19 protein-coding genes and 1 pseudogene are annotated in these 20,467 nt (G+C 64.0%); 8 read left to right on the top strand and 12 right to left on the bottom strand.

Annotation, left to right across the window (positions count from 1 at the left end; all coding sequences use genetic code 11):
• Positions 1–231: 231 nt before the first annotated feature.
• Positions 232–723, bottom strand: a pseudogene (locus EN869_RS35115) (alpha/beta fold hydrolase); the annotation flags it as partial.
• Positions 724–881: 158 nt separating this feature from the next.
• Between EN869_RS35115 and EN869_RS20435 the strand changes: the two are divergent.
• Positions 882–1,493 (top strand): ABATE domain-containing protein, encoded by a 612-nt coding sequence (locus EN869_RS20435; RefSeq protein WP_210213839.1) that lies wholly within the window; start codon positions 882–884, stop codon positions 1,491–1,493.
• A 46-nt stretch (positions 1,494–1,539) separates the two neighbouring features.
• Here the strand turns inward: EN869_RS20435 and EN869_RS20430 are convergent, their stop codons facing one another.
• The 4 genes from EN869_RS20430 to EN869_RS20415 form a co-directional block, all read right to left on the bottom strand.
• Positions 1,540–1,848 (bottom strand): cupredoxin family copper-binding protein, encoded by a 309-nt coding sequence (locus tag EN869_RS20430; protein WP_127227294.1) that lies wholly within the window; start codon positions 1,846–1,848, stop codon positions 1,540–1,542.
• The gene (locus tag EN869_RS20425) at positions 1,845–2,369 is read right to left on the bottom strand and encodes a DUF4142 domain-containing protein (protein WP_127227295.1); all 525 of its coding nucleotides are present in this window, start codon (positions 2,367–2,369) and stop codon (positions 1,845–1,847) included. Before EN869_RS20425 ends, EN869_RS20430 begins: the two co-directional genes overlap by 4 nt.
• A 92-nt stretch (positions 2,370–2,461) precedes the next feature.
• Positions 2,462–3,160 carry an RNA polymerase sigma factor gene (locus EN869_RS20420; protein WP_127227296.1) on the bottom strand — a complete coding sequence of 233 codons (699 nt, stop codon included), beginning with the start codon at positions 3,158–3,160 and terminating at the stop codon, positions 2,462–2,464.
• 153 nt (positions 3,161–3,313) lie between these two features.
• Entirely contained in the window at positions 3,314–4,486 is a 1,173-nt protein-coding gene (locus EN869_RS20415; protein ID WP_127227297.1) for a cystathionine beta-lyase, read from the bottom strand.
• A 465-nt stretch (positions 4,487–4,951) separates the two neighbouring features.
• On the opposite strand from EN869_RS20415, the gene EN869_RS20410 reads away from it, so the two are divergent.
• The 5 genes from EN869_RS20410 to EN869_RS20390 all read left to right on the top strand — a co-directional run bounded on the left by EN869_RS20410 (position 4,952) and on the right by EN869_RS20390 (position 10,131).
• The gene (locus EN869_RS20410; RefSeq protein ID WP_127227298.1) at positions 4,952–5,980 is read left to right on the top strand and encodes an amino acid ABC transporter substrate-binding protein; all 1,029 of its coding nucleotides are present in this window, start codon (positions 4,952–4,954) and stop codon (positions 5,978–5,980) included.
• Positions 5,981–6,042: 62 nt separating this feature from the next.
• Entirely contained in the window at positions 6,043–7,230 is a 1,188-nt protein-coding gene (locus tag EN869_RS20405) for an amino acid ABC transporter permease (protein WP_127227299.1), read from the top strand.
• A gap of 4 nt (positions 7,231–7,234) precedes the next feature.
• Positions 7,235–8,392: an amino acid ABC transporter permease gene (locus EN869_RS20400; RefSeq protein ID WP_127227300.1), complete on the top strand. Its 1,158-nt coding sequence runs from the start codon at positions 7,235–7,237 to the stop codon at positions 8,390–8,392.
• A 69-nt stretch (positions 8,393–8,461) separates the two neighbouring features.
• A complete protein-coding gene (locus EN869_RS20395; protein WP_095819976.1) occupies positions 8,462–9,265 on the top strand; it encodes an amino acid ABC transporter ATP-binding protein in 804 nt (267 codons plus the stop codon).
• A 200-nt stretch (positions 9,266–9,465) separates the two neighbouring features.
• A complete protein-coding gene (locus EN869_RS20390) occupies positions 9,466–10,131 on the top strand; it encodes a TIGR02117 family protein (protein WP_127227301.1) in 666 nt (221 codons plus the stop codon).
• A gap of 445 nt (positions 10,132–10,576) precedes the next feature.
• Here the strand turns inward: EN869_RS20390 and EN869_RS20380 are convergent, their stop codons facing one another.
• Positions 10,577–11,809 carry an FAD-dependent monooxygenase gene (locus EN869_RS20380; protein ID WP_127227302.1) on the bottom strand — a complete coding sequence of 411 codons (1,233 nt, stop codon included), beginning with the start codon at positions 11,807–11,809 and terminating at the stop codon, positions 10,577–10,579.
• 15 nt (positions 11,810–11,824) lie between these two features.
• Positions 11,825–12,070: a zinc-finger domain-containing protein gene (locus EN869_RS20375; RefSeq protein WP_027169907.1), complete on the bottom strand. Its 246-nt coding sequence runs from the start codon at positions 12,068–12,070 to the stop codon at positions 11,825–11,827.
• A 249-nt stretch (positions 12,071–12,319) separates the two neighbouring features.
• Between EN869_RS20375 and EN869_RS20370 the strand changes: the two genes are divergently transcribed.
• Positions 12,320–14,515: an RNA degradosome polyphosphate kinase gene (locus EN869_RS20370; protein WP_127227303.1), complete on the top strand. Its 2,196-nt coding sequence runs from the start codon at positions 12,320–12,322 to the stop codon at positions 14,513–14,515.
• Positions 14,512–16,047: an exopolyphosphatase gene (gene ppx / locus EN869_RS20365; protein WP_127227304.1), complete on the top strand. Its 1,536-nt coding sequence runs from the start codon at positions 14,512–14,514 to the stop codon at positions 16,045–16,047. Before EN869_RS20370 ends, ppx begins: the two co-directional genes overlap by 4 nt.
• A gap of 4 nt (positions 16,048–16,051) precedes the next feature.
• Here ppx and EN869_RS20360 read toward each other — a convergent pair whose 3' ends face one another.
• The 5 genes from EN869_RS20360 to betI form a co-directional block, all read right to left on the bottom strand.
• Positions 16,052–16,474 (bottom strand): DoxX family protein, encoded by a 423-nt coding sequence (locus tag EN869_RS20360; RefSeq protein ID WP_127227305.1) that lies wholly within the window; start codon positions 16,472–16,474, stop codon positions 16,052–16,054.
• Between the two features lie 111 nt (positions 16,475–16,585).
• Positions 16,586–17,008: a DoxX family protein gene (locus tag EN869_RS20355; RefSeq protein WP_127227306.1), complete on the bottom strand. Its 423-nt coding sequence runs from the start codon at positions 17,006–17,008 to the stop codon at positions 16,586–16,588.
• A 200-nt stretch (positions 17,009–17,208) separates the two neighbouring features.
• Complete coding sequence (fumC, locus tag EN869_RS20350; RefSeq protein ID WP_127227307.1) at positions 17,209–18,606, bottom strand: class II fumarate hydratase; 1,398 nt, start codon at positions 18,604–18,606, stop codon at positions 17,209–17,211.
• 292 nt (positions 18,607–18,898) lie between these two features.
• Positions 18,899–19,675: an SDR family oxidoreductase gene (locus EN869_RS20340; protein ID WP_127227308.1), complete on the bottom strand. Its 777-nt coding sequence runs from the start codon at positions 19,673–19,675 to the stop codon at positions 18,899–18,901.
• 84 nt (positions 19,676–19,759) lie between these two features.
• Positions 19,760–20,410: a transcriptional regulator BetI gene (gene betI, locus EN869_RS20335; RefSeq protein ID WP_127227309.1), complete on the bottom strand. Its 651-nt coding sequence runs from the start codon at positions 20,408–20,410 to the stop codon at positions 19,760–19,762.
• Positions 20,411–20,467 lie beyond the last annotated feature (57 nt).

Here is a 20,467-nt window from a genome sequence, read left to right as displayed (position 1 = left end):
TGAATTGATATATTTTATAGGGTTACTCAAAGGTCGAAGCATCAGCCTCGCGCTGCCTCGATAATGATCTCGACCACTGCGTCGGGCGCGGTGACCATCGGTGTGTGGTCCAGCGGCTGCTGACGTGTTTGCGCCTTCATGCGTGCCGCCATGAAGCGCTGGGTTTCGGCGGCGATCATGCGGTCCGCCTCGGCGACCAAGAACCATGCCGGCCGATCGCCACAGCGGCAGCGCCACGGGAACCGTGATGCAGGCCGGCGAGATGGGCCGCTGGACCGCGCGCAGCACGGACAGATCCTGTGTCGAGGCGTTTTGGGCAAAGGCCGCCGCAAAGGCCTCATTGGGCAGATAGATCAATCCATGCGCGTCCGGCGTCAGTTTCGGAGCCCTTGGGTGCGGTTCGGCGCGGGTGAAAACGTCCGCCACCGTCTCGCCCTCGTCCGGCGCGAGCGCTGCGACATAGACCAGCGCCTTAACCTTCTCGCTTCGTGTGGCGCCGATCACCGCGCCGGCATAGGCGTGGCCGACGAGAATGACAGGTCCGTCGATGCGCTCCAGCGTCCGGTCGAGCGCGGCAACGTCGTCCTGGAACGTCGTCAGCGGCAGCGGCGCAGCCACGACATTGAACCCTTGCGCGGCCAGCACCGCGATGACCTTGGCCCAGCTCGATCCGTCCGCCCAGGCGCCATGGACCAGCACGACATTCACTTGCTTCGCGGACATGTCGCTTCCTCTTGTTGGGTGATAACCATATTGATTGAGTTAGAACGGTTACGACCTGGAGGCATAACTTGTCAAGAAGCTCCGAACCGGTTATCACGGAGTCGTGTTCACGGATGGACGCCACGGCGGAAGCCGCTTGGCGTGGAAATGGAGTTTTGATGGTTCGCTCCTCCGCGCTTTTTGTCGGCGATGCGCCCGGCCTCGATTTCCTCAATTCGATCGCGACCCCGCTCGACACGCCGGTCGATTGGATCGACGACGGCGAGGGCCTGCTGGACTGGCTGGAGCAGGCGCGGCTGGTGCCGGCGGAAGCGCTGGCGACGATTCGCGCCCAGGCGCTGCCCGGCGAGCTCGACAAGGTCGCCGGTCAGGCGCGGCATTTGCGCGAATGGTTCAGGGGCTTTGTGTATGCACATAAGGGGCGGGCGCTGATGGGCGCGGATCTGGCGGAGCTCGACCCGCTCAACCGCCTGCTGGAACGCGACGAGAGCTTCAGCCGGATTGCGCCGGCCGCCGGCCGCGCTCCGTTCGCGCTTCAGACGGCCCGCAAATGGCGCACGCCCGAGGCGCTCCTGCTGCCGATCGGAGAAGCGTTGGCCAAGCTCGTCTGCACCGAGGATTTCTCACATGTGAAGGCTTGCGAGGGACCGGCCTGCACGCTGCTTTTTGCCGATCATACCCGCGGCCACAGGCGCCGCTGGTGCAGCATGGCGGCCTGCGGCAACCGGGCAAAGCAGGCGGCGCACCGGCACCGCCACAAGGATCACTAGCATCCCGGGAGCAAGGGGCGCCTCGCTCCCGGGGTGCTGGATCGGATCAAGGGGCCACCTCGATATGGCCGTTCATGTTGGGATGAAAGCGGCAGAAATAGTCGACCGCTCCCGCCGCTTTCAGCGTGATCTTGCCCTTAGATTTTGCCGGGATCATCACGTCCCAGCCGCCTTTGACCGTGGCGGTGTGGGCGAGGATATCCTTGTTCGTCCATTCGATCGTATCGCCGACCTTGGCCTGAACGGTGGCCGGCGAGAACACCAGCTTGTCGATCGTCACCTCGATAGTCGCCGCGCAGGCCGGCGATACGCCGAGCGCCAGCGCCAATGCCGAGCCGAGAAGCTGCGGCCTCATTTCAGCATGCCGGCGACATGTTCGGCATGCTGTTCATGCCCCTGGAAGATCTTGAGGCCGGTCTCCAGCAGGCTCTTTAGCTCGGCATTGCTGGCCGACGGGATGAGCAGCGTTTCGAGCGCGCCGTTGACCTGCTTGTGATAGGCCACTTCGTTCTCGATATAAGCCCTGTCGAAGTCGGCGCCCTTGAGCTTCGCCAGCTTGGCGCGCTCTTCCTTCGCGGCTTTGGCCAGCGCCTTGCTGGTGTCATTGTCCTCGGGCGTGACTTTCAGCTTCTTCACCAGGTCGAGCGCCTGCTTGTTCACCGCTTCATGGTCGCGCTCCATGTCCTTGGCGAAGGCGACGATTTCCTTGTTTTTCGATTTCTCGATCGCCAGCTTGGCGGCCTCGATGTCGATCGTGCCGGCCGTATAAGCGATATGGGCGATCTGCGGGTCGGTGGGCTTCTCGGCGGCCAGCGCCAGCGGCGCGGTGCTGATCAGGAAAAGGGCCGCGAGGGCGGCGGTCGGTCGCATGAACATGGCATCTCCTTCGCCCGGCGCATCGGCTTCGGGCTTCATCTGAGGGTTGACGGCCATTGGATGCCGGGAAGCGAGAAACGTTCCCGGGAAAATCAGTCTTCGAAACCCAGGCGCTTCATCACCGCCTGGGTCAGCCGCTCGCAGCGCCGGCCGGCGAAGGGGAAGGCGTCGAGCAGCACTGGTCCGATCTCGTCGTCCAGCGCCTTGCGCACCAGGCTGCGCGCCCGGTGCAGACGCGTTTTTACGGTCTCGGGCCGCACGCCGAGCAGCTCAGCGGTTTCTTCTATGCTCAGCCCCTCGATGACACGGGCGACGAAAACGCTGCGATAGACATCGGGAAGGCTGTCGGTCGCCCGTTCGACGAGACCGAGGATCTGCCGCTGCGCCATGGTCCGCTCCGGATCGTCGCCTGGATTCAGGTGGGTTGGGTTTAAAGGAAACCGGATGATCTGCGCCTCCGGGCTCTCAGGCATCGCCACCATGCGCTTGCGCTTGCGTAGCCGGCCGAGCGCCTCGTTGATGACGATGCGCGACAGCCAGGTGGACAAAGAGGCCTCGCCGCGAAAGGCGCCTAGACTGGCGAAGGCGCGCATATAGGCTTCCTGCACGATGTCCTCGGCCTCGGCGTCGTTGCGCACCACGCCGCGCGCGATGCGGTAGAGCCGCTGGTTGTGCGTCTTGATGATGGCGCGGCACGCATCCGGATCGCGCGCCAGCGCCCTGCGCACCAGCGCCATGTCGCTGGCCGCTGCCGCGCCGATCCCGGCGGCCTCAATAGCGGGCCTTCTCATCTCGCTCCGATCCTCCGACAGTTTTTGCATCCGCGATTGGATGCGCCTGCCGGCAAAAAGGTTCCCGAGTTGATTGCGCGGACTATGCTATCGCTTCGCCCGATGCGTGTCTGCGGCTGCGAACGTGGCGGCCCGCGCCTGTCGGTCAGCCTGTCAACCGGCGGCAGCCGCCGCGGCGAGCCCGCGCGCGATGTCGGCCTTGAGATCTTCGACATCCTCCAGTCCGATCTGCAAGCGGATCAGCGGACCGGCGTACGAGCCTTTGGCGATGGTGCGGTCGCCGAGGAAGACCGGAACGGCGAGGCTCTCATAGCCGCCCCAGGAATAGCCGAGGCCGAAGATCTTGAGCGCGTCGAGGAAGGCGTGCTGTGCCTTCTGCCCGCCGCCATCGAACACGATCGAGAAGATGCCGCTCGAGCCGCAGAAGTCACGCTTCCAGAGCGCATGGTCGGGATGGCTTTCCAGCGCCGGGTGCAGCACCTGCGCCACGCCCGGCTGCGTCTCCAGCCAGCGCGCGATATCGAGTGCGCTCTTGCGGTGATGCTCGAGCCGCACCCCCATCGTGCGCAGGCCGCGCAGGACCTGGTAGATGTCGTCGGGTCCGGAACAGCAGCCGAGCGTGCAGAAGCCCTCATAGAGCTGCTTCCAATAGGCCTCGTTGGCCGACACCGTGCCGAGCAGCACGTCGGAATGGCCCGCCGGATATTTCGTCGCCGCATGGATCGAGATGTCGACGCCATGGTCAAGCGGCTTGAAATAGAGCGGCGTCGCCCAGGTGTTGTCCATCATCACGATCGCGCCCGCTTCATGCGCCGCCTTGGCGATCGCCGGGATGTCCTGCACCTCGTAGGTGTTGGATCCCGGCGATTCGGTGAACACCACCTTGGTGTTTGGCTTGATCAGCGAAGAAATGCCGGCGCCGATGCGCGGCTCGTAATATTCGACCTCGATGCCGAGCCGCTTCAGCATCGTATCGGCGAAGTGGCGCGTCGGGTGGTAGACGCTGTCGACGATCAGCAAGTGATCGCCAGCGGCAAGGAAGGTGAGCAGCGGCACCGTCACTGCCGCCAGCCCCGAAGGCACCGCGATGGTGCCGGCCGAGCCTTCCAGCGCATCGACGGCGAGCGTCAGCGCATCCATCGTCGGCGTGCCGCGCGTGCCGTAAGTGTATTTCTGGCTGCGGGCGGCCATCGAAGCGGCGTCGGGATAAAGCACCGTCGAGGCGTGTACGATCGGCGGGTTGACGAAGCCGAAATAGTCGCGCGGGTTGTTGCCGGAATGGGCAAGCCGCGTGTTGATGCCCATTTCGATACCGTCTTTAGCCATGGTTCGTCGCCTATCGAATGATTCAGGAGGAGAGCCATAAAGCGGCGGCAAAGCCCGCGCAACCGCGCCGGGTCCGCCAAAGGCCGGTCTTCCGATGGGCCAATCCAGCGGCGCGCGCGCTCAATAAAGCACCGCTATTGCCGAAGCGGATTTCGCCGCCCGGCCATGGATTCGCAACGGCGCAACTTGACTGATTTGTTCGCATCGCCTGCCGGTTTCATGGTGCTCCTGTCTGCAATTCAGGCATTTGCGGCAATTGCTTTTCAAACGTGTCGCAATTCGGTCATTTCCCTTGACCTCACGGGAATAATCGCCTTCGATGCGGTTCGTGAATGGGAGGCAGCGCATCGGCAACCGATGCGGGTCCGGGAGCGGACCTTAAGTGGGAGCTGCATTCACAAACGAAAAAAGATCAAGCGTCGCCTGGCAGCAGGGGCGCCTGTAACAGAAAAGGGTCTGTGGGTCATGAAACACATTGCATTGGGCATCCTTGGCGCCGCCGCGCTCGGGTTCATGGCGTCCGCCGCTTCGGCAGGCACGCTCGATACGGTGAAGCAGAAGGGCTTCATTCAGTGCGGCGTCTCGACCGGTCTGGCCGGCTTCTCGGCGCCGGACGACAAGGGTGACTGGAAGGGCATCGACGCGGATTTCTGCCGCGCCGTGGCGGCCGCCGTCTTCGGTGACGCTTCCAAGGTCAAGTTCACGCCGCTCAGCGCCAAGGAGCGTTTCACCGCGCTGCAGTCGGGCGAGATCGACATCCTGTCGCGCAACACCACCTGGACCAGCAACCGCGACAGCGCGCTCGGCCTGGATTTCGTCGGCATCACCTACTATGACGGCCAGGGCTTCATGATCAACGCCAAGAAGCTGCCGGGCGTGAACTCGGCGCTGCAGCTTTCGGGCGCCGCCGTCTGCGTGCAGAGCGGCACCACCACCGAGCTCAACCTCGCCGACTACTTCAAGAAGAACAAGATGGAGTACAACCCAGTCGTGTTCGAGAAGCTGGAAGAGGTCAACGCCGCCTATGATGCCGGCCGCTGCGACGCTTACACCACCGACCAGTCCGGCCTCTACGGCATCCGTCTGACGCTCTCCTCGCCGGCCGACCATGTCGTGCTGCCCGAGATCATCTCCAAGGAGCCGCTCGGACCGGCCGTGCGCCAGGGCGACGACCAGTGGGCGCATATCGCGCGCTGGACCTATTTCGCGCTGCTCAACGCCGAGGAAGCCGGCATCACGCAGGCGAATGTCGATGAGATGAAGACGTCGACCGATCCGAACATCCAGCGCCTCCTCGGCACCGAGCCCGATGGCAAGTACGGTGCCGATCTCGGCCTGTCGAACGATTTTGTCGTCAACATCGTCAAGGCTGTCGGCAACTACGGCGAAATGTTCGAGCGCAATGTCGGCTCGGGCAGCCCGCTCAAGATCGCGCGAGGGATCAACGCGCTGTGGACTAAGGGCGGCCTGCAATACGGCCCGCCGATCCGCTGATCGAAATGTGATCCGGGAGGCAGGTCGTCTGCCTCCCGGTTTCTCTTTCCAGGGGATGGTCCATGGCTTCGCAGGAAATCCTTCGCGAGGAGCCGAGTCGCGGCTCCTTCATCAATGACCCGAGAATACGCAGCCTGTTCTTTCAGACGCTGGTCGTGATCCTGCTGTTCAGCTCGATCTGGTGGATCGTCCACAACGTCATCGAAAACCTCCAGCGCCTGCACATTGCCTCTGGCTTCGGCTTCCTCTGGAGCAGGGCCGGCTTCGACATCTCCGACACGCCGATCGCCTACACGTCCGACTCGACCTATTTCCGCGCGCTGGTCGTCGGTCTGCTCAACACGATCATCGTTGCCGTCGCCGGCATCGTGCTTGCCACCGTCGTGGGCTTCACCATCGGCATCGGCCGCCTGTCGCAGAACTGGCTGATCCGCAAGATTTGCACGGTCTATGTCGAGATCTTCCGCAACATCCCGCCGCTGCTGGTCATCTTCTTCTGGTATTCCGGCGTGCTGGCCGTGCTGCCGCCGCCGCGCGAGAGCATCCATCTGCCGTTCGGCTCCTTCCTTAACCAGCGTGGCTTCTATTTGCCGCGCACTGTCTGGGGGGACGGCTCCTGGCTGATCGGTGTCGCATTCCTGCTGGCCATAGCAATGGCCTGGTTCGTCGCCCATAGGGCGCATCAGCGGCAGAGGGCAACCGGCCAGCAGTTTCCGGTGTTCTGGACCTCGGTCGCGTTGATCGTCGGCCTGCCGGTACTCGCCTTCCTGCTCAGCGGTATGCCGCTGACCTTCGATTTCCCGAAGCAGTCGACCTTCAACCTGACCGGCGGCTTCTGGATCAAGCCGGAGTTCCTGTCGCTTCTGCTGGCGCTTTCCTTCTATACGGCGGCCTTCATCGCCGAGATCGTGCGCGCCGGCATCAGGGGCGTCAGCAGAGGCCAGACCGAGGCGGCAGCGGCACTTGGCCTGCGTTCCGGTCCGATCCTGCGGCTGGTGGTCATTCCGCAGGCGATGCGCATCGTCATCCCACCGCTGACCAGCCAGTATCTAAACCTGACCAAGAACTCCTCGCTGGCCATCGCCATCGGCTATCCCGATCTGACGGCCACCGCCGGTACGGTGCTGAACCAGACCGGACAAGCGGTCGAGGGCGTGTTCATCATGATGATCGCCTATCTGGTGCTGAGCCTCGTGACGTCCTTCGTCATGAACATCGTCAACGCCAGAATGGCGCTGGTGGAGAGGTAGGGTCATGCAGGAACACGACACGTCCTGGGTGCGCACCGAGATGGCGCTGGCGCAGCCGGCGCCGGCGACGGAGCGCGGCGCCTATGCCTGGGTGCGCAAAAACCTGATCGGTTCGGTCGGCGACACCGTCCTTACCCTGCTGGGCATCGCCATAGTGCTCTGGGTTGTACCGCAGGTCATCAACTGGGCCTTCATCAATGCCGTGTGGACCGGCCCGGACCGCACGGTATGCACGACCGCCTCACAGGGCGGCATCCAGCCCGATGGCTGGACCGGCGCCTGCTGGGCCTTCGTCAACGCCAAATTCGGCCAGTTCATGTTCGGCACCTATCCGGTCGAGGAGCGCTGGCGGCCGATCCTGGTCGCCATCCTGTTTGTGGTGCTGCTGGTGCCGATGCTCATCCCGCGCGTGCCGCGCAAGGGGCTGAACGCCATCCTGCTCTTCGTGGCGCTGCCGATCGTCGCCTTCTTCCTGCTGGTCGGGGGCGTGTTCGGCCTGCCGCATGTCGAGACCCCGCGCTGGGGCGGGCTGTTGGTCACGCTCAGCCTGTCTTTCGTCGGCATTGCCGTGTCGCTGCCGATGGGCATCGTGCTGGCGCTCGGTCGGCGTTCGAAGATGCCGATTGTCAAATGGCTATGCGTCGTCTTCATCGAAACGGTGCGCGGCATTCCGCTGATCACGGTGCTGTTCTTTGCCAGCGTCATGCTGCCGCTGTTCCTGCCGGAAGGCGTCAGTTTCGACAAATACCTGCGAGCATTGATCGGCGTGTCGCTGTTTGCGGCAGCCTATATGGCCGAAGTGATCCGCGGCGGCCTGCAGGCGATCCCGAAGGGTCAGTATGAGGGCGCCGACTCGCTCGGCCTCGGCTATTGGCAGAAGATGGGCCTGATCGTGCTGCCGCAGGCGCTGAAGCTGGTCATCCCCGGTATCGTCAACACCTTCATCGGCATGTTCAAGGACACCAGCCTGGTGCTGATCATCTCGATGTTCGACCTGCTCGGCGTGGTGAAGCAGAATTTTGCCGACGCCAACTGGGCGACGCCGCAAACCGCGAAGTCCGGCCTGATCTTTGCCGCCTTCGTATTCTGGCTGTTCTGCTTCGGCATGTCGCGCTACTCAATGTACACCGAACGCCGGCTCGACACCGGCTACAAACGCTGATGCCTGTCGCCCAAAACTGTGGAGCGGTTTTGGGACATGCATCAAGAACAACGATAAGGGGAATTGGCCATGACCACCGAAAACGCCGTCAGCGCGGAAGACCTGAAGGTCGATGCCAAGAAGATGCACATCTCGACCACCGACGTCGCCATCGACATCGTCGGCATGCACAAATGGTACGGCGAGTTCCATGTGCTGAAGGACATCAACCTCAAGGTGATGCGCGGCGAGCGTATCGTCATTTGCGGCCCCTCCGGCTCCGGCAAGTCGACCATGATCCGCTGCATCAACCGGCTGGAGGAGCATCAGAAGGGCAAGATCATCGTCGACGGCAAGGAACTCACCAACGATCTGAAGAAGATCGACGAGGTGCGCCGCGAGGTCGGCATGGTGTTCCAGCACTTCAACCTGTTCCCGCATCTGACCATCCTGGAGAACTGCACGCTGGCACCGATCTGGGTGCGCAAGATGCCGAAGAAGCAGGCGGAAGAGATCGCCATGCATTTCCTCAAGCGCGTGAAGATCCCGGAGCAGGCGAACAAGTACCCGGGCCAGCTCTCCGGCGGCCAGCAGCAGCGCGTGGCGATCGCGCGCTCGCTCTGCATGAACCCGCGCATCATGCTGTTCGACGAACCGACCTCGGCGCTCGATCCGGAAATGATCAAGGAAGTGCTGGAGACGATGGTGGGCCTGGCCGAGGAAGGCATGACCATGCTCTGCGTCACCCACGAGATGGGCTTTGCGCGCAAAGTCGCCAACCGCGTGATCTTCATGGATCAGGGCCAGATCGTCGAGCAGAACACGCCGGCCGAGTTCTTCGATCATCCACGCCACGAGCGCACGAAGCTGTTCCTAAGCCAGATCCTGCACTGAGCGGCCACTCGATTGTCATCCTAGGGTGAAGCAAGGAGCGAAGCGACGAGCGCAGACCCTAGGATCCACGCCGTTACACTAAGGCGTTGCAACGGCTCAGAATTTTACTCCGCCGCACTTGATGGCGGACGTCACGGCATGGATGCTTGGGTCAAGCCCGAGGATGACGAAGTCACCAGGCGACCGACTTATCGCGCCCGATGAGAAGAGCGCTGCGATACCTTGCGACGCTGGTTGCCGCGGTGGCACTCGCCACGGCGCTCGGCACGCTGGTGCCGCGCCCGCTCTGGCCTGCCGCCGCGGCAGGTGAGGGCACGCGGCATATCCTGGTGCTGAAGAACCCGATCCACACCGATATCGCGATTCCCCTCGATGACGGCGTGCGCCGCCGCTTCGCCTTCCTGGCCGATGCCGGCCTGCCGACCGATGCGCCGAATGCGCGCTACATCGTCTTCGGCTGGGGCGGCCGCGCCTTCTACCTGGAGACGCCGACCTGGTCTGAGTTAAAGACGGTGCCGGTGGTGAAGGCGCTGACGCTTGATGCCTCGGTGATGCATGTCGATGTCGCGGGCGCCATCAAGGAGCCGCATTCCGATGTCGCTGGCTTCGACGTGGATGAACAGCATTTCTCGGCGTTGCTCGACTACATCGCCGCGAGTTTTCAGCAGGGTACGGGCGGGCCTGTGGCCATCGAGGATGCCGGCTACTCGACCTATGACCGTTTCTACGAGGCCAACGGCCATTTCAACGCGCTGGTCGGCTGCAATACGTGGACGGCGGCGGGACTAAGGGTTGCCGGCCTGCGCACGGGTTGGTGGAACCCGCTGCCAATGTCGCTGTGGTGGTCGATGGGGTTGTATGACTAGCTGGTTCTGCCTGTCGCGGAGCTACAAGATCGGGTTGAAGTACCGATTCGGTAGAGCGATTCTGGAATGTCGCTTGTGTCGACATCGTGGTCTGGACGCGCCTTAAGCGCAGCAATCTCCGTTCGTTGAGCATCAGTCAGCGGAGGCGGATTTGCGGGATCTATTTTGTATCGGATCACCTTGGCCATTATCCATCATACCCGGGCAAAGACATCGCTGTCGAACGAAAACGTCGCGTTCCTTCACACCCCCCTCTGTCCTGCCGTTCATCTCCCCCGCAAGGGGGGAGATTGGCAGCTTGGACGCCGGCTCCCGCCTCATGACGTCGGTGATTGGCGAAAGCCGCGGCGACAGCTGATCTCCCCCCTTGCGGGGGAGATGCCCGGCAGGGCAGAGGGGGTGCTGTCCCGCCGACCTATCCAGTTAGCCGTTTGACGATGATACCCTACCGCCGCGCCACCGGCCGCTCCTCCCACCCGTAGAGCCAGTCCAGATCCGCAGCGAGCTTCTCTACCGACCGCGTCGCCAGCACCAGGTTGCGCGCGATCGCCACCGGCCCCCTGGCATGCCAGGCCAGCCGGTTCAGCGCGCCGCGTTTCAGCACCCTTTCGACGCGCGGCCGTCGCAGATTCTCCCAGGTGGCAACGCTTTGCTTCAGGTCGCCCGGAAAATCGGCGACCAGATTGGCGAGCATCGAGGCGTCCTCTATGCCCATGGCCGCGCCCTGCGCCGCGAACGGCGTCATGGCATGCGCAGCGTCGCCGATCAGCGCGATGCCCTCCGGCATAGTCCACCGCCGTTGCTCGACCGTGTGGATGGGAAAGGCTGTCCACGGCCCGGCGAGCGCCACCAGCCTCGACAGCGTTGCCGCCGTGCCCAGCATGGCGCCGGAAAGGATCGCGGGGTCGGCGTGGCCTGACCAGCCTTCGGCGATGCGCTCGCCCTTGGTGAAGGCGGCAAGGTTGAAGGCGCTGCCCTTGCTTACCGGGTAGGCGACCATGTGGAAGCCGGGATGCAGGAAGGTGGTGACGCAATCGCTGGCGCCGATTTGCTCAAAAACCTGGCCGGCGGCGCTTTGTGCCGCAATCGTCGCGCGCCAGGCGAGCTCGCCGGAGAAGCGGCTTGCCGCAAAGCCGGCCGTCCCAGCAAGCGCGGCGCGAACCGAGGACCACACGCCGTCCGCGCCGAGCAGCAGGCCGCCTGCGGCCTGCGTGGCCTTGCCGTCGGTCTCGACCGTTGCGACAACACTTTGCGGGCCGGTGGCGATGCCGGTCACCTGCGCGCCGGTGACAAGCTCGATCTCCGGCCGTTGTGCCACCGTTGCCATCAGCGCCGCTTGCAGGTCGGCGCGATGTGCCGCGAGATAGGGAGCGCCCCAGCGGCTTTCACCCGCCGCTCCAAGCGGCACGCGCGCCAGCTCGCGCAGGTTCCTGGCGTCCTTCAGCACCACCGCTTCCGGCCGGATCGCGTTGGGCAGCAGGCGCTCGAGCACGCCCAGCCGGGCAAGGATGCGGGTCGCGTTGGGGGAAAGCTGGAGGCCGGCGCCGGCCGCTTCGAGCTGCTTGGCCTGCTCGAACAATTTTACCGGGAAGCCGCGCTCGGCAAAGGCAAGTGCTGCGGTCAGCCCGGCAATGCCGGCCCCGGCGATGACGATCTGCCGGGACCGTGTCTCAGTCATGGGCGGGGAAGGAGGTCAGGCGGCCTGGTCGACATAGAGGCAGCCGGCTGGCTGCGTTTCCGTCGCCTTCAGCGACGGCGAATAGCGGTAGAGCGTCGAGCAGTAGGGGCAGACCTTTTCATTGTCGTCGCCCATGTCGAGAAACACATGCGGATGGTCGAAAGGCGGGTTGGCGCCGGTGCACATGAATTCCTTGACGCCGATCTCGATGACCGGATGTCCCGCGTCGTTCTGGAAATGGGGGATGCTACCGCCTGCCATCGTCGTCTCCAATTGGGTTCGGCCAGTGGGTTTGACCAGCCTGCATCTGGAGCATAACAGGCCAGTTTGCAAGATCGATGAAATCAAACTGTCGCAAAAGGCTGGCAGAGGATAAGTTGAGCCGGTTAAGCGCATGCGGCTTGGCACGGAGCGATTCCGTGACGATCATGCGTCACAAAGACATGTTAGAGCGTCGCCGAACGGCAACGTGCGGCGTTCCAGGGCGGTTGCGGGCAAGAGCGGGAAACCATGAACGAACTGAAGCCGGTGCAAAGTGAATTCATCACCGTCGAGGCCGCAAGCCCCGACGGCGGCAATCCCGACCGTTTCGTCAACCGCGAGTTTTCCTGGCTGCAATTCAACCGGCGGGTGCTGGAGGAATCGCTGAACGAGCACCACCCGCTGCTCGAGCGCGTCCGCTTCCTGTCGATCTCGGCCGCCAATCTCGACGAATTCTTCATGGTCCGCGTCGCCGGCCTCGCCGGCCAGGTGCGCGAGGGCATTGCCCTGAAGAGCCCGGACGGACGCACGCCTGAGCAGCAGCTCGAGCAATTGCTGCGCGAGGTCGAGCGCCTGCAGGAGGACCAGCAGAAGAGCCTGTCGACGCTGATGGTTCTGCTCAACAAGGAAGGCATCGAGAGCATCACCCGCGATGCGCTGACCAAGGACGAGAAAGCCTGGTTGGAAGATCATTTCCAGGATCAGGTTTTCCCGGTGCTGACGCCGCTGTCGATCGACCCGGCGCATCCGTTCCCGTTCATTCCCAATCTGGGCTTTTCCATCGCGCTGCAATTGCGCCACCGCAAGAATGGCGAGGAGATGAGCGCGCTTCTGCGCCTGCCCGTGGCGCTCAGGCGCTTCATCCGGCTGCCCGATCGCAAGCACCATGTCCGTTTCATCCCGCTGGAGGAAGCGGTCGGCCTTTATATCGGCAAGCTTTTCCCCGGATATGAGGTCAAGGGCTCCGGCACGTTCCGCATCATTCGCGACAGCGATATCGAGGTCGAGGAAGAGTCCGAAGACCTGGTGCGCCTGTTCGAGACGGCGCTGAAGCGGCGCCGCCGTGGTTCGGTGATCCGCATCGAATTCGACACGTTGATGCCGGCCGCGCTGCGCGATTTCGTCGCCGGCGAGCTCGGCGTCTCGTCGAGCCGCATCAGCGTTTTGACCGGCCCGCTGGCGCTCAACCAGATTTCGGAGATCGTTGCCGTTCCGCGCGACGATCTCAAATTTGTCCCCTACAACCCGCGATTTCCCGAACGCATCCGAGAGCATGGCGGCGACTGCCTGGCCGCCATCCGCGAGAAGGACATCGTCGTCCACCACCCTTACGAATCCTTCGACGTGGTGGTGCAGTTCCTGCGCCAGGCGGCGGCCGATTCCGAGGTGGTGGCGATCAAGCAGACGCTCTATCGCACCTCCAACGACAGCCCGATCGTGCGCGCGCTGATCGATGCCGCGGAGGCAGGCAAGTCGGTAACGGCTCTTGTCGAGCTCAAGGCGCGCTTCGACGAGGAGGCCAACATCCGCTGGGCGCGCGACCTCGAACGCGCCGGCGTCCAGGTCGTGTTCGGCTTCCTGGAGCTGAAGACACACGCCAAGATGTCGCTGGTGGTGCGCCGCGAGGACGGCAAGCTGCGCAACTACGTGCATCTCGGCACCGGCAACTACCACCCGGTCACCGCGCGCATCTACACCGACCTGTCCTTCTTCACCACCGATCCGACGATCGCGCGTGATGTCGCGCAGATCTTCAATTTCATCACCGGCTATGCCGAGCCGGCCGAGGAGATGCGCCTTGCCGTGTCGCCCTTCACGCTGCGCAATCGCATCTTGAAGCATATCTCGGAGGAGATCATCCACGCCCACGAAGGCCGGCCCGCCCGCATCTGGATGAAGATGAACGCGCTGGTCGATCCGACCATCATCGACGCGCTCTATGAGGCCAGCCGCGCCGGCGTCGAGATCGACCTCGTCGTGCGCGGCATCTGCTGTTTGCGGCCGCAGGTGCCTGGCCTGTCGGAGAACATCCGGGTGAAATCGATCGTCGGCCGCTTCCTCGAGCACAGCCGCATCTTCTGCTTCGGCAACGGCCACGGCCTGCCGTCGGACGAGGCGATCGTCTACATCTCGTCCGCCGACATGATGCCGCGCAATCTCGACCGCCGCGTCGAGACCCTGGTGCCGATCACCAATCCAACTGTGCATGAACAGGTGCTTGGCCAGATCATGCTGGGCAACGTCATGGACAACCAGCAAAGTTTCGACGTATTGGCAGACGGGACCTCCCGGCGCGTCGTGCTGGAGGAGGGCGAGGAGCCGTTCAACGCGCAGGAATATTTCATGACCAATCCGAGCCTCTCCGGACGGGGTGACGCGCTGAAATCGCATGCGCCGAAGCGCATTGCCCAGTTCAAGCGCCGCAAGAAGAACGGCGCCGCGTGATCTCAGTTTCCCAGGGCCGGCTTCAGGACCGGCGGCCGCTGTCGATCATCGACATCGGATCGAACTCGATCCGTCTTGTCGTCTATGAAGGGCTGGCGCGCTCGCCGACGCTTCTGTTCAACGAAAAGATGCTGGCCGGCCTCGGCCGCGGCATCGTTTCGACCGGCAAGCTCGACCCGGAGGCGGTGACGCGCTCCATGGAGGAGTTCCGCCGTTTTCGCGCGCTCTCCGATCAGGCCGGCGCCGAGCATATGTATGTGCTGGCCACCGCCGCGGCGCGCGAGGCGGGCAACGGCCCCGATTTCATCCACCGCGCCGAGGATGTGCTGAAGACCGAGATCCGCGTGCTCACCGGCCGCCAGGAAGCCTATTATTCGGCGCTGGGCGTCATTTCCGGCTTCCACCCGGCCAACGGCATCGCGGGTGACCTTGGCGGCGGCAGCCTAGAGCTGATCGACGTCAACCGCGAGACGATCGGCGAGGGCATCACGCTGCCGCTCGGCGGCCTGCGCCTGCAGGACATGGCCAAGAACTCGCTTGTCCAGGCGCAGAAGATCGCGCGCCAGGAGCTGGCGCGGGCAAAGCTGCTCAAGGGCGGGCAGGGCAGGGTTTTCTACGCCGTCGGCGGCACCTGGCGAAACCTCGCCAGGCTGCATATGGAGATGACCAACTATCCGCTCGGCGTCATGCATCACTACGAGATATCGGCCGAGCGCGCGCTGGCATTCCTGAGGCAGGTGGCCAGGGGCGAGATCGAAAAGGTGAGGGGCATCGAGGGCGTCTCCAAGAACCGCCGCTCGCTGCTGCCTTACGGCGCCGTGGTGCTGCAGGAGATCATGGCGGCGATGCAGCCGTCGAAGATCGTCGTCTCGGCGCAGGGCGTGCGCGAGGGCTTTCTCTATTCGCTGCTGGACGCGGAGGAGCAGAAGTCCGACCCGCTGATCTCGGCGGCCGAGGAACTGGCGCTGTTGCGCTCGCGTTCGGTACACCACGCGCATGACCTGGTCGAATGGACCGGCAAGGCGTTCAAGGCCTTCGGCATCGACGAGACCGAAGACGAGGCGCGCTACCGCCAGGCCGCCTGCCTGCTCGCCGATATCGGCTGGCGCGCGCATCCCGAATATCGCGGCAGGCAGTCGCTCAACATCATCGCGCATGCCTCCTTCATCGGCGTCGACCATCCTGGCCGTGCCTATCTGGCATTGGCCAGCGCTTACCGCCATGACGGCATCCTCAACGACGGTATCGCGCCCGAGATCAAGGCGCTGGCGCCGCCGCGCGTTCTGGAGCGCGCCCGCGTGCTCGCCGCCATGATGCGCGTTGTCTACCTGCTCACCGCGGCAATGCCTGGCGTGATGCCAAGGCTGAAATGGGAAAGCCGCGGCAACGGCGCGCTGGCGCTGGTGCTGCCGGCCTCGCTTTCAGATCTCTATGGCGAACGCCCGGCCGGCCGGCTGGCGCAACTGGCGCGCATCACCAACCGCCGCCTGGTGCTGGCGGTTGAGGGCGGTCCGAGCGTTTCGGTGAAGTGACGGTTCAGGTCACCTCGGCGCTGATCCCGAAGCCACGCCCATCAGCCGACCATGCGCCGGCGCCGGCCATGGCCAGCGCCAGGAAACCGCCGGCAATGGCGATGTCCTTCATCAGCATCTGCTGGTGCAGGAAGGCTAACGTGGCGTCGTCGGCGCCCTGGCCGTAATGGCCGATGAAGCCGGCGACCACGCAAAAGGCGGCAAGCAGCAGCGCCACGATCCGTGTCTGGAAGCCGATCAGGATCAGCAGTCCGGCAATCAGCTCGAACAGGCCGGTGCCCCAGGCGGCCAAGGTCGGCAGCGGCAGGCCGAGGCCGGAGAAATAGCTGGTCGTGCCGGCTATGTTGCTGAGCGCTTGGAAGCCCGAGGGCACGAACAGAGCGGCCAGCAGGAGCCGCGAGATGAGAAGCAGTGCGTTGCGCAGCATGGCCACCTCCCTTGCCGTCTGCCGAACCAGTCTACGCCTGTAGGTGGAAAAACGAAAAAGCGGCGCGGAAAATTCCGCGCCGCTTTTGGCTCAAGCTTGGAAGGTAAACGCTCAGCCGCGCTTGGCGTCGATCGAATAGGCGCCGGCGCCCGAAGAGGCGAGCAGGATGAAGCCGCCGGTGATGGCGAGGTTCTTGAGGAACTGGATCATCTGCATCTGATCGGCCCAGCCGGTGTGAGCGACGAGACCGGTGGCGATCGTGAAGATGGCGAGCACCCAGGCGGCGATCCGGGTCTGGAAGCCGACGAGGATGGCGAGGCCGCCGAGCAGTTCGATCAGGCCGACGACAATGGCGGTCACGGTCGGGACCGGCAGGCCAAGCGCGCCGAAATAGGCGGCGGTGCCCGAAATGGCGGTAAGCTTGCCGAAGCCGGAAAGCAGGAAGATCACGGCCAGCAGGATGCGGCCGAGCAGGATCGTGGTGGAGCTGTTGGACTTGGCGCCGTTGCCGGCGACGGAAGAGTTGATGGACATGGCGGTTCTCCGAATGGGTTGAATGCCCAATCAGATAGACGATGCGGACTGTTCACCAAAAGACGCCTATATGACAACACATTGTTCACAGATCTAATGTTCTAACCTTTTGTAGCTAACGCGAAATTCATGTCGCGGGAATCGGCTGCGGGAGCAAATTCTCCCGCCGCAAAACTTTGAGCTGTGATTTGACGGGCCCTCTACCCCGGATGAGTCATGTCCTCTGGGCGCACCAGCCGGTCGTAATCGGCTTCGCTGACCAGTCCGGTGGCGAGCGCTTCCTCGCGCAAGGTCGTGCCGTTCTTGTGCGCGGTCTTGGCGATCTTGGCGGCGTTGTCGTAGCCGATGGTCGGCGCCAGCGCCGTCACCAGCATCAGCGAGCGCTCCAGCGCGGCCTTGATGTTGTCTTCCCGCGCCTCGATGCCGACCACGCAATTGTCGGTGAAGGACACGGAAGCGTCGGCCAGCAGCTGAACCGACTGCAGGAAGTTGTAGGCCATCAGAGGGTTGTAGACATTGAGCTCGAAATGGCCCTGGCTGCCGGCGAAGGTGAGCGCGGCATTGTTGCCGAACACCTGCACGCAGACCTGAGTCAGCGCCTCGCACTGGGTCGGGTTGACCTTGCCAGGCATGATCGAGGACCCCGGCTCGTTCTCCGGCAGCGACAGCTCGCCAAGACCCGAACGCGGGCCGGAGCCGAGCAGGCGGATGTCGTTGGCGATCTTGAACAGCGCCGCGGCGGCCGCGTTGATGGCGCCATGCGAGAACACCATGGAATCATGCGCCGCGAGCGCCTCGAACTTGTTCGGCGCGGTGACGAAGGCAATGCCGGTAATCGAAGCGATGCGGTCGGCGACTTTCTCCGCGAAGCCTACCGGCGCGTTGAGCCCGGTGCCGACGGCGGTGCCGCCCTGCGCCAGCTCCTGCAAACCGGGCAATGTCTGCTGGATGCGCTTGATCGACGAGACGACCTGCGCGGCATAGCCGGAGAATTCCTGGCCGAGGGTCAGCGGCGTGGCGTCCTGCGTGTGCGTGCGGCCGATCTTGATGATGTGGTTGAAGGCCCGCGCCTTGGCGTCGAGCGCCTTGTGCAGATGGTGCAGCGCCGGAATCAGATGATGCACGACCCGCTCGGCGCAGGCGATATGCATGGCCGTCGGATAGGTGTCGTTCGACGACTGGCTCATATTGACGTGGTCGTTCGGGTGCACCGGCTTCTTCGAGCCCATGACGCCGCCGAGCATCTCGATCGCCCGGTTGGAGATCACCTCGTTGGCGTTCATGTTGGACTGCGTGCCCGAGCCCGTCTGCCACACCACCAGCGGAAAATGCGCGTCGAGCTTGCCGTCGATGACTTCCTGCGCGGCCTCGACAATCGCCTTGCCGATCGCCGGATCGAGCCGCTTCATCTCCATGTTCACCTCGGCCGCGGCGCGCTTGACGATGCCAAGCGCGCGCACGATCGAGGCCGGCTGCTTTTCCCAGCCGATCTTGAAATTGCCCAGCGAACGCTGCGCCTGCGCGCCCCAATAACGGTCGGCCGCCACCTCGATGGGACCGAACGTATCGGTTTCGGTTCTGGTCTTTTCAGCGCTCACGGCAAATCTCCGGTCTGTCGATTTGGGCAAGGGCGTATCGCGTTGCACAAACGGCATCAAGCGGAGATTGCGGGCGGGGAAGATGCAAATCGGTTGAAGGCAACGCCAATCTCCCCCCTTGTAGGGGAGATGCCCGGCAGGGCAGAGGGGGACGCGAAGGATCACGGCGTCTGACTCTATGCAAACTCCCCCGCGCACCAACAGGAAGTGCTCAATGGGCTGAAACGCTGGCGGGACAGCGCCCCCCTCTGGCCTGCCGGCCATCTCCCCCACAAGGGGGGAGATCAGCTAATCACCCTGCTGTATAGCCGCCATCCACCGCAAAGATGCCGCCGCTGGTCCAGGCGGCCTCGTCGCTGGCGAGATGGACCGCCATGCCGGCGACATCCGAAGGGCGGCCGATGCGGCCGAGCGGATAGCTGCGCTCGACATAGGCCTTGAGCTCGGCCTGCGCTTCGGCCGGCAGGTTGAGGATCGTTTTGCGCCGCATGGCGGTGTCGATGGTGCCCGGCGCGATGGCGTTGACGCGGATGCCGCGCGGGCCGAGCTCGAAGGCGAGCGATTTGGTCAGCGAGTTCAGCGCGCCCTTGGACAGCGAATAAAGGCTCGACGGCCGCTTGGGGATCATCTTGTGGGCGAAGTAGGACGAGATGTTGATGACCGAGGCGCCGGCGCTCAGATGCGGCAAAAGCTGCTGGGTGAGGAAGAACACCGCCGTCACGTTGAGCGCGAAGGAATTCTGGAACTGCTCGGCGCTCACCGTCTCGAACGGCGCCAGATAGGCGACACCCGCATTGTTGACGAGGATGTCGAGCGGCCGGCCGGATCGCCCGACATGGCCGGCGACGGCACCGATGCCGGCGTCCGTAGCGAGATCGGCCGACAGCGTTTCGATCGCGGCGTTGCCTTTCCCTTGCCGGGCTATCGTGTCGCGCGCCGCTTCCAGCTTGCCCGCATCGCGCCCGACGATCAAGAGATCCGCGCCCTCGCGGGCGAAGGCTAGCGAAATCGCCAGGCCGATGCCGTCCGACCCGCCTGTGACCAGCGCCCATTTGCCATGAAGTCGCATCGCCATGCTCCCTGCAATGGAGCGGCAATGCGGCACTGAAGGGCGCGAGGGGTCAAGCCGAGGACCTATCGCTCGGTATGAACTTTATCGGCCCGAGACAAGTTCGGCAGGGGCAGGCTGGCGCAGGGCAAGCCGACATGCGACATAATCCTTGACCTGCCGCACCGCCTGCTCGCGGCTGACGCTGCCCGGCTGCAGGCCAAGCCTCAGCCACAGCCCATCGATCAGCGCGGTGACGCCGAGCACGATCTCCTCGGCCAGTTCCGGCGAGGCGAGGCCGCGCAGGCCGGACAGAAGATTCGAGCGCATGCGCGCATGGATGACCTTCTGGATGCGCGCCAGCTTCTCGTCGCGCGGCACCTCGGCGCAGAGCGACAGCCAGGCATGGCAGAGCGGCGCCAGGAACAGGTGCTCCTCGAAATTGCCCTCGATCACCGCGTCCAGCCGTTCCATCGGCGTCCGCGCCCGCTGAAGCCGGGCTACCACCGCGTGACAGAGCACGGCGTTGGCTTCGCGCATGGCGTGCTCGAACAGCTCCTGCTTGTTGCGGAAATAATGCAGCACAATGCCCTTCGAGGCGCCGGCCTGGGCCGCGACCTTTTCCAGCGTCGCGCCGGCGATGCCTTCGCGCTCCAGAACGGCAAACGCCGCCTGCCGCAACTCCTTGCGGCGTATGTCGCTGAGGCGCGTGAGCTTCACCGGACTGATCCTTGCATGGCGAATCCATGTTGACATTTTCGTCCGCCCAGATCAATCATTGACCGGTGGGACAATAGCATGACCAATTGGTCA

The sequence above is a fragment of the Mesorhizobium sp. M2D.F.Ca.ET.226.01.1.1 genome (assembly GCF_004022705.2).
Classification (GTDB): domain Bacteria; phylum Pseudomonadota; class Alphaproteobacteria; order Rhizobiales; family Rhizobiaceae; genus Mesorhizobium.
Note: the sequence above shows the minus strand (reverse complement) of the source record. Positions and strands in the feature narration are given on the sequence as shown.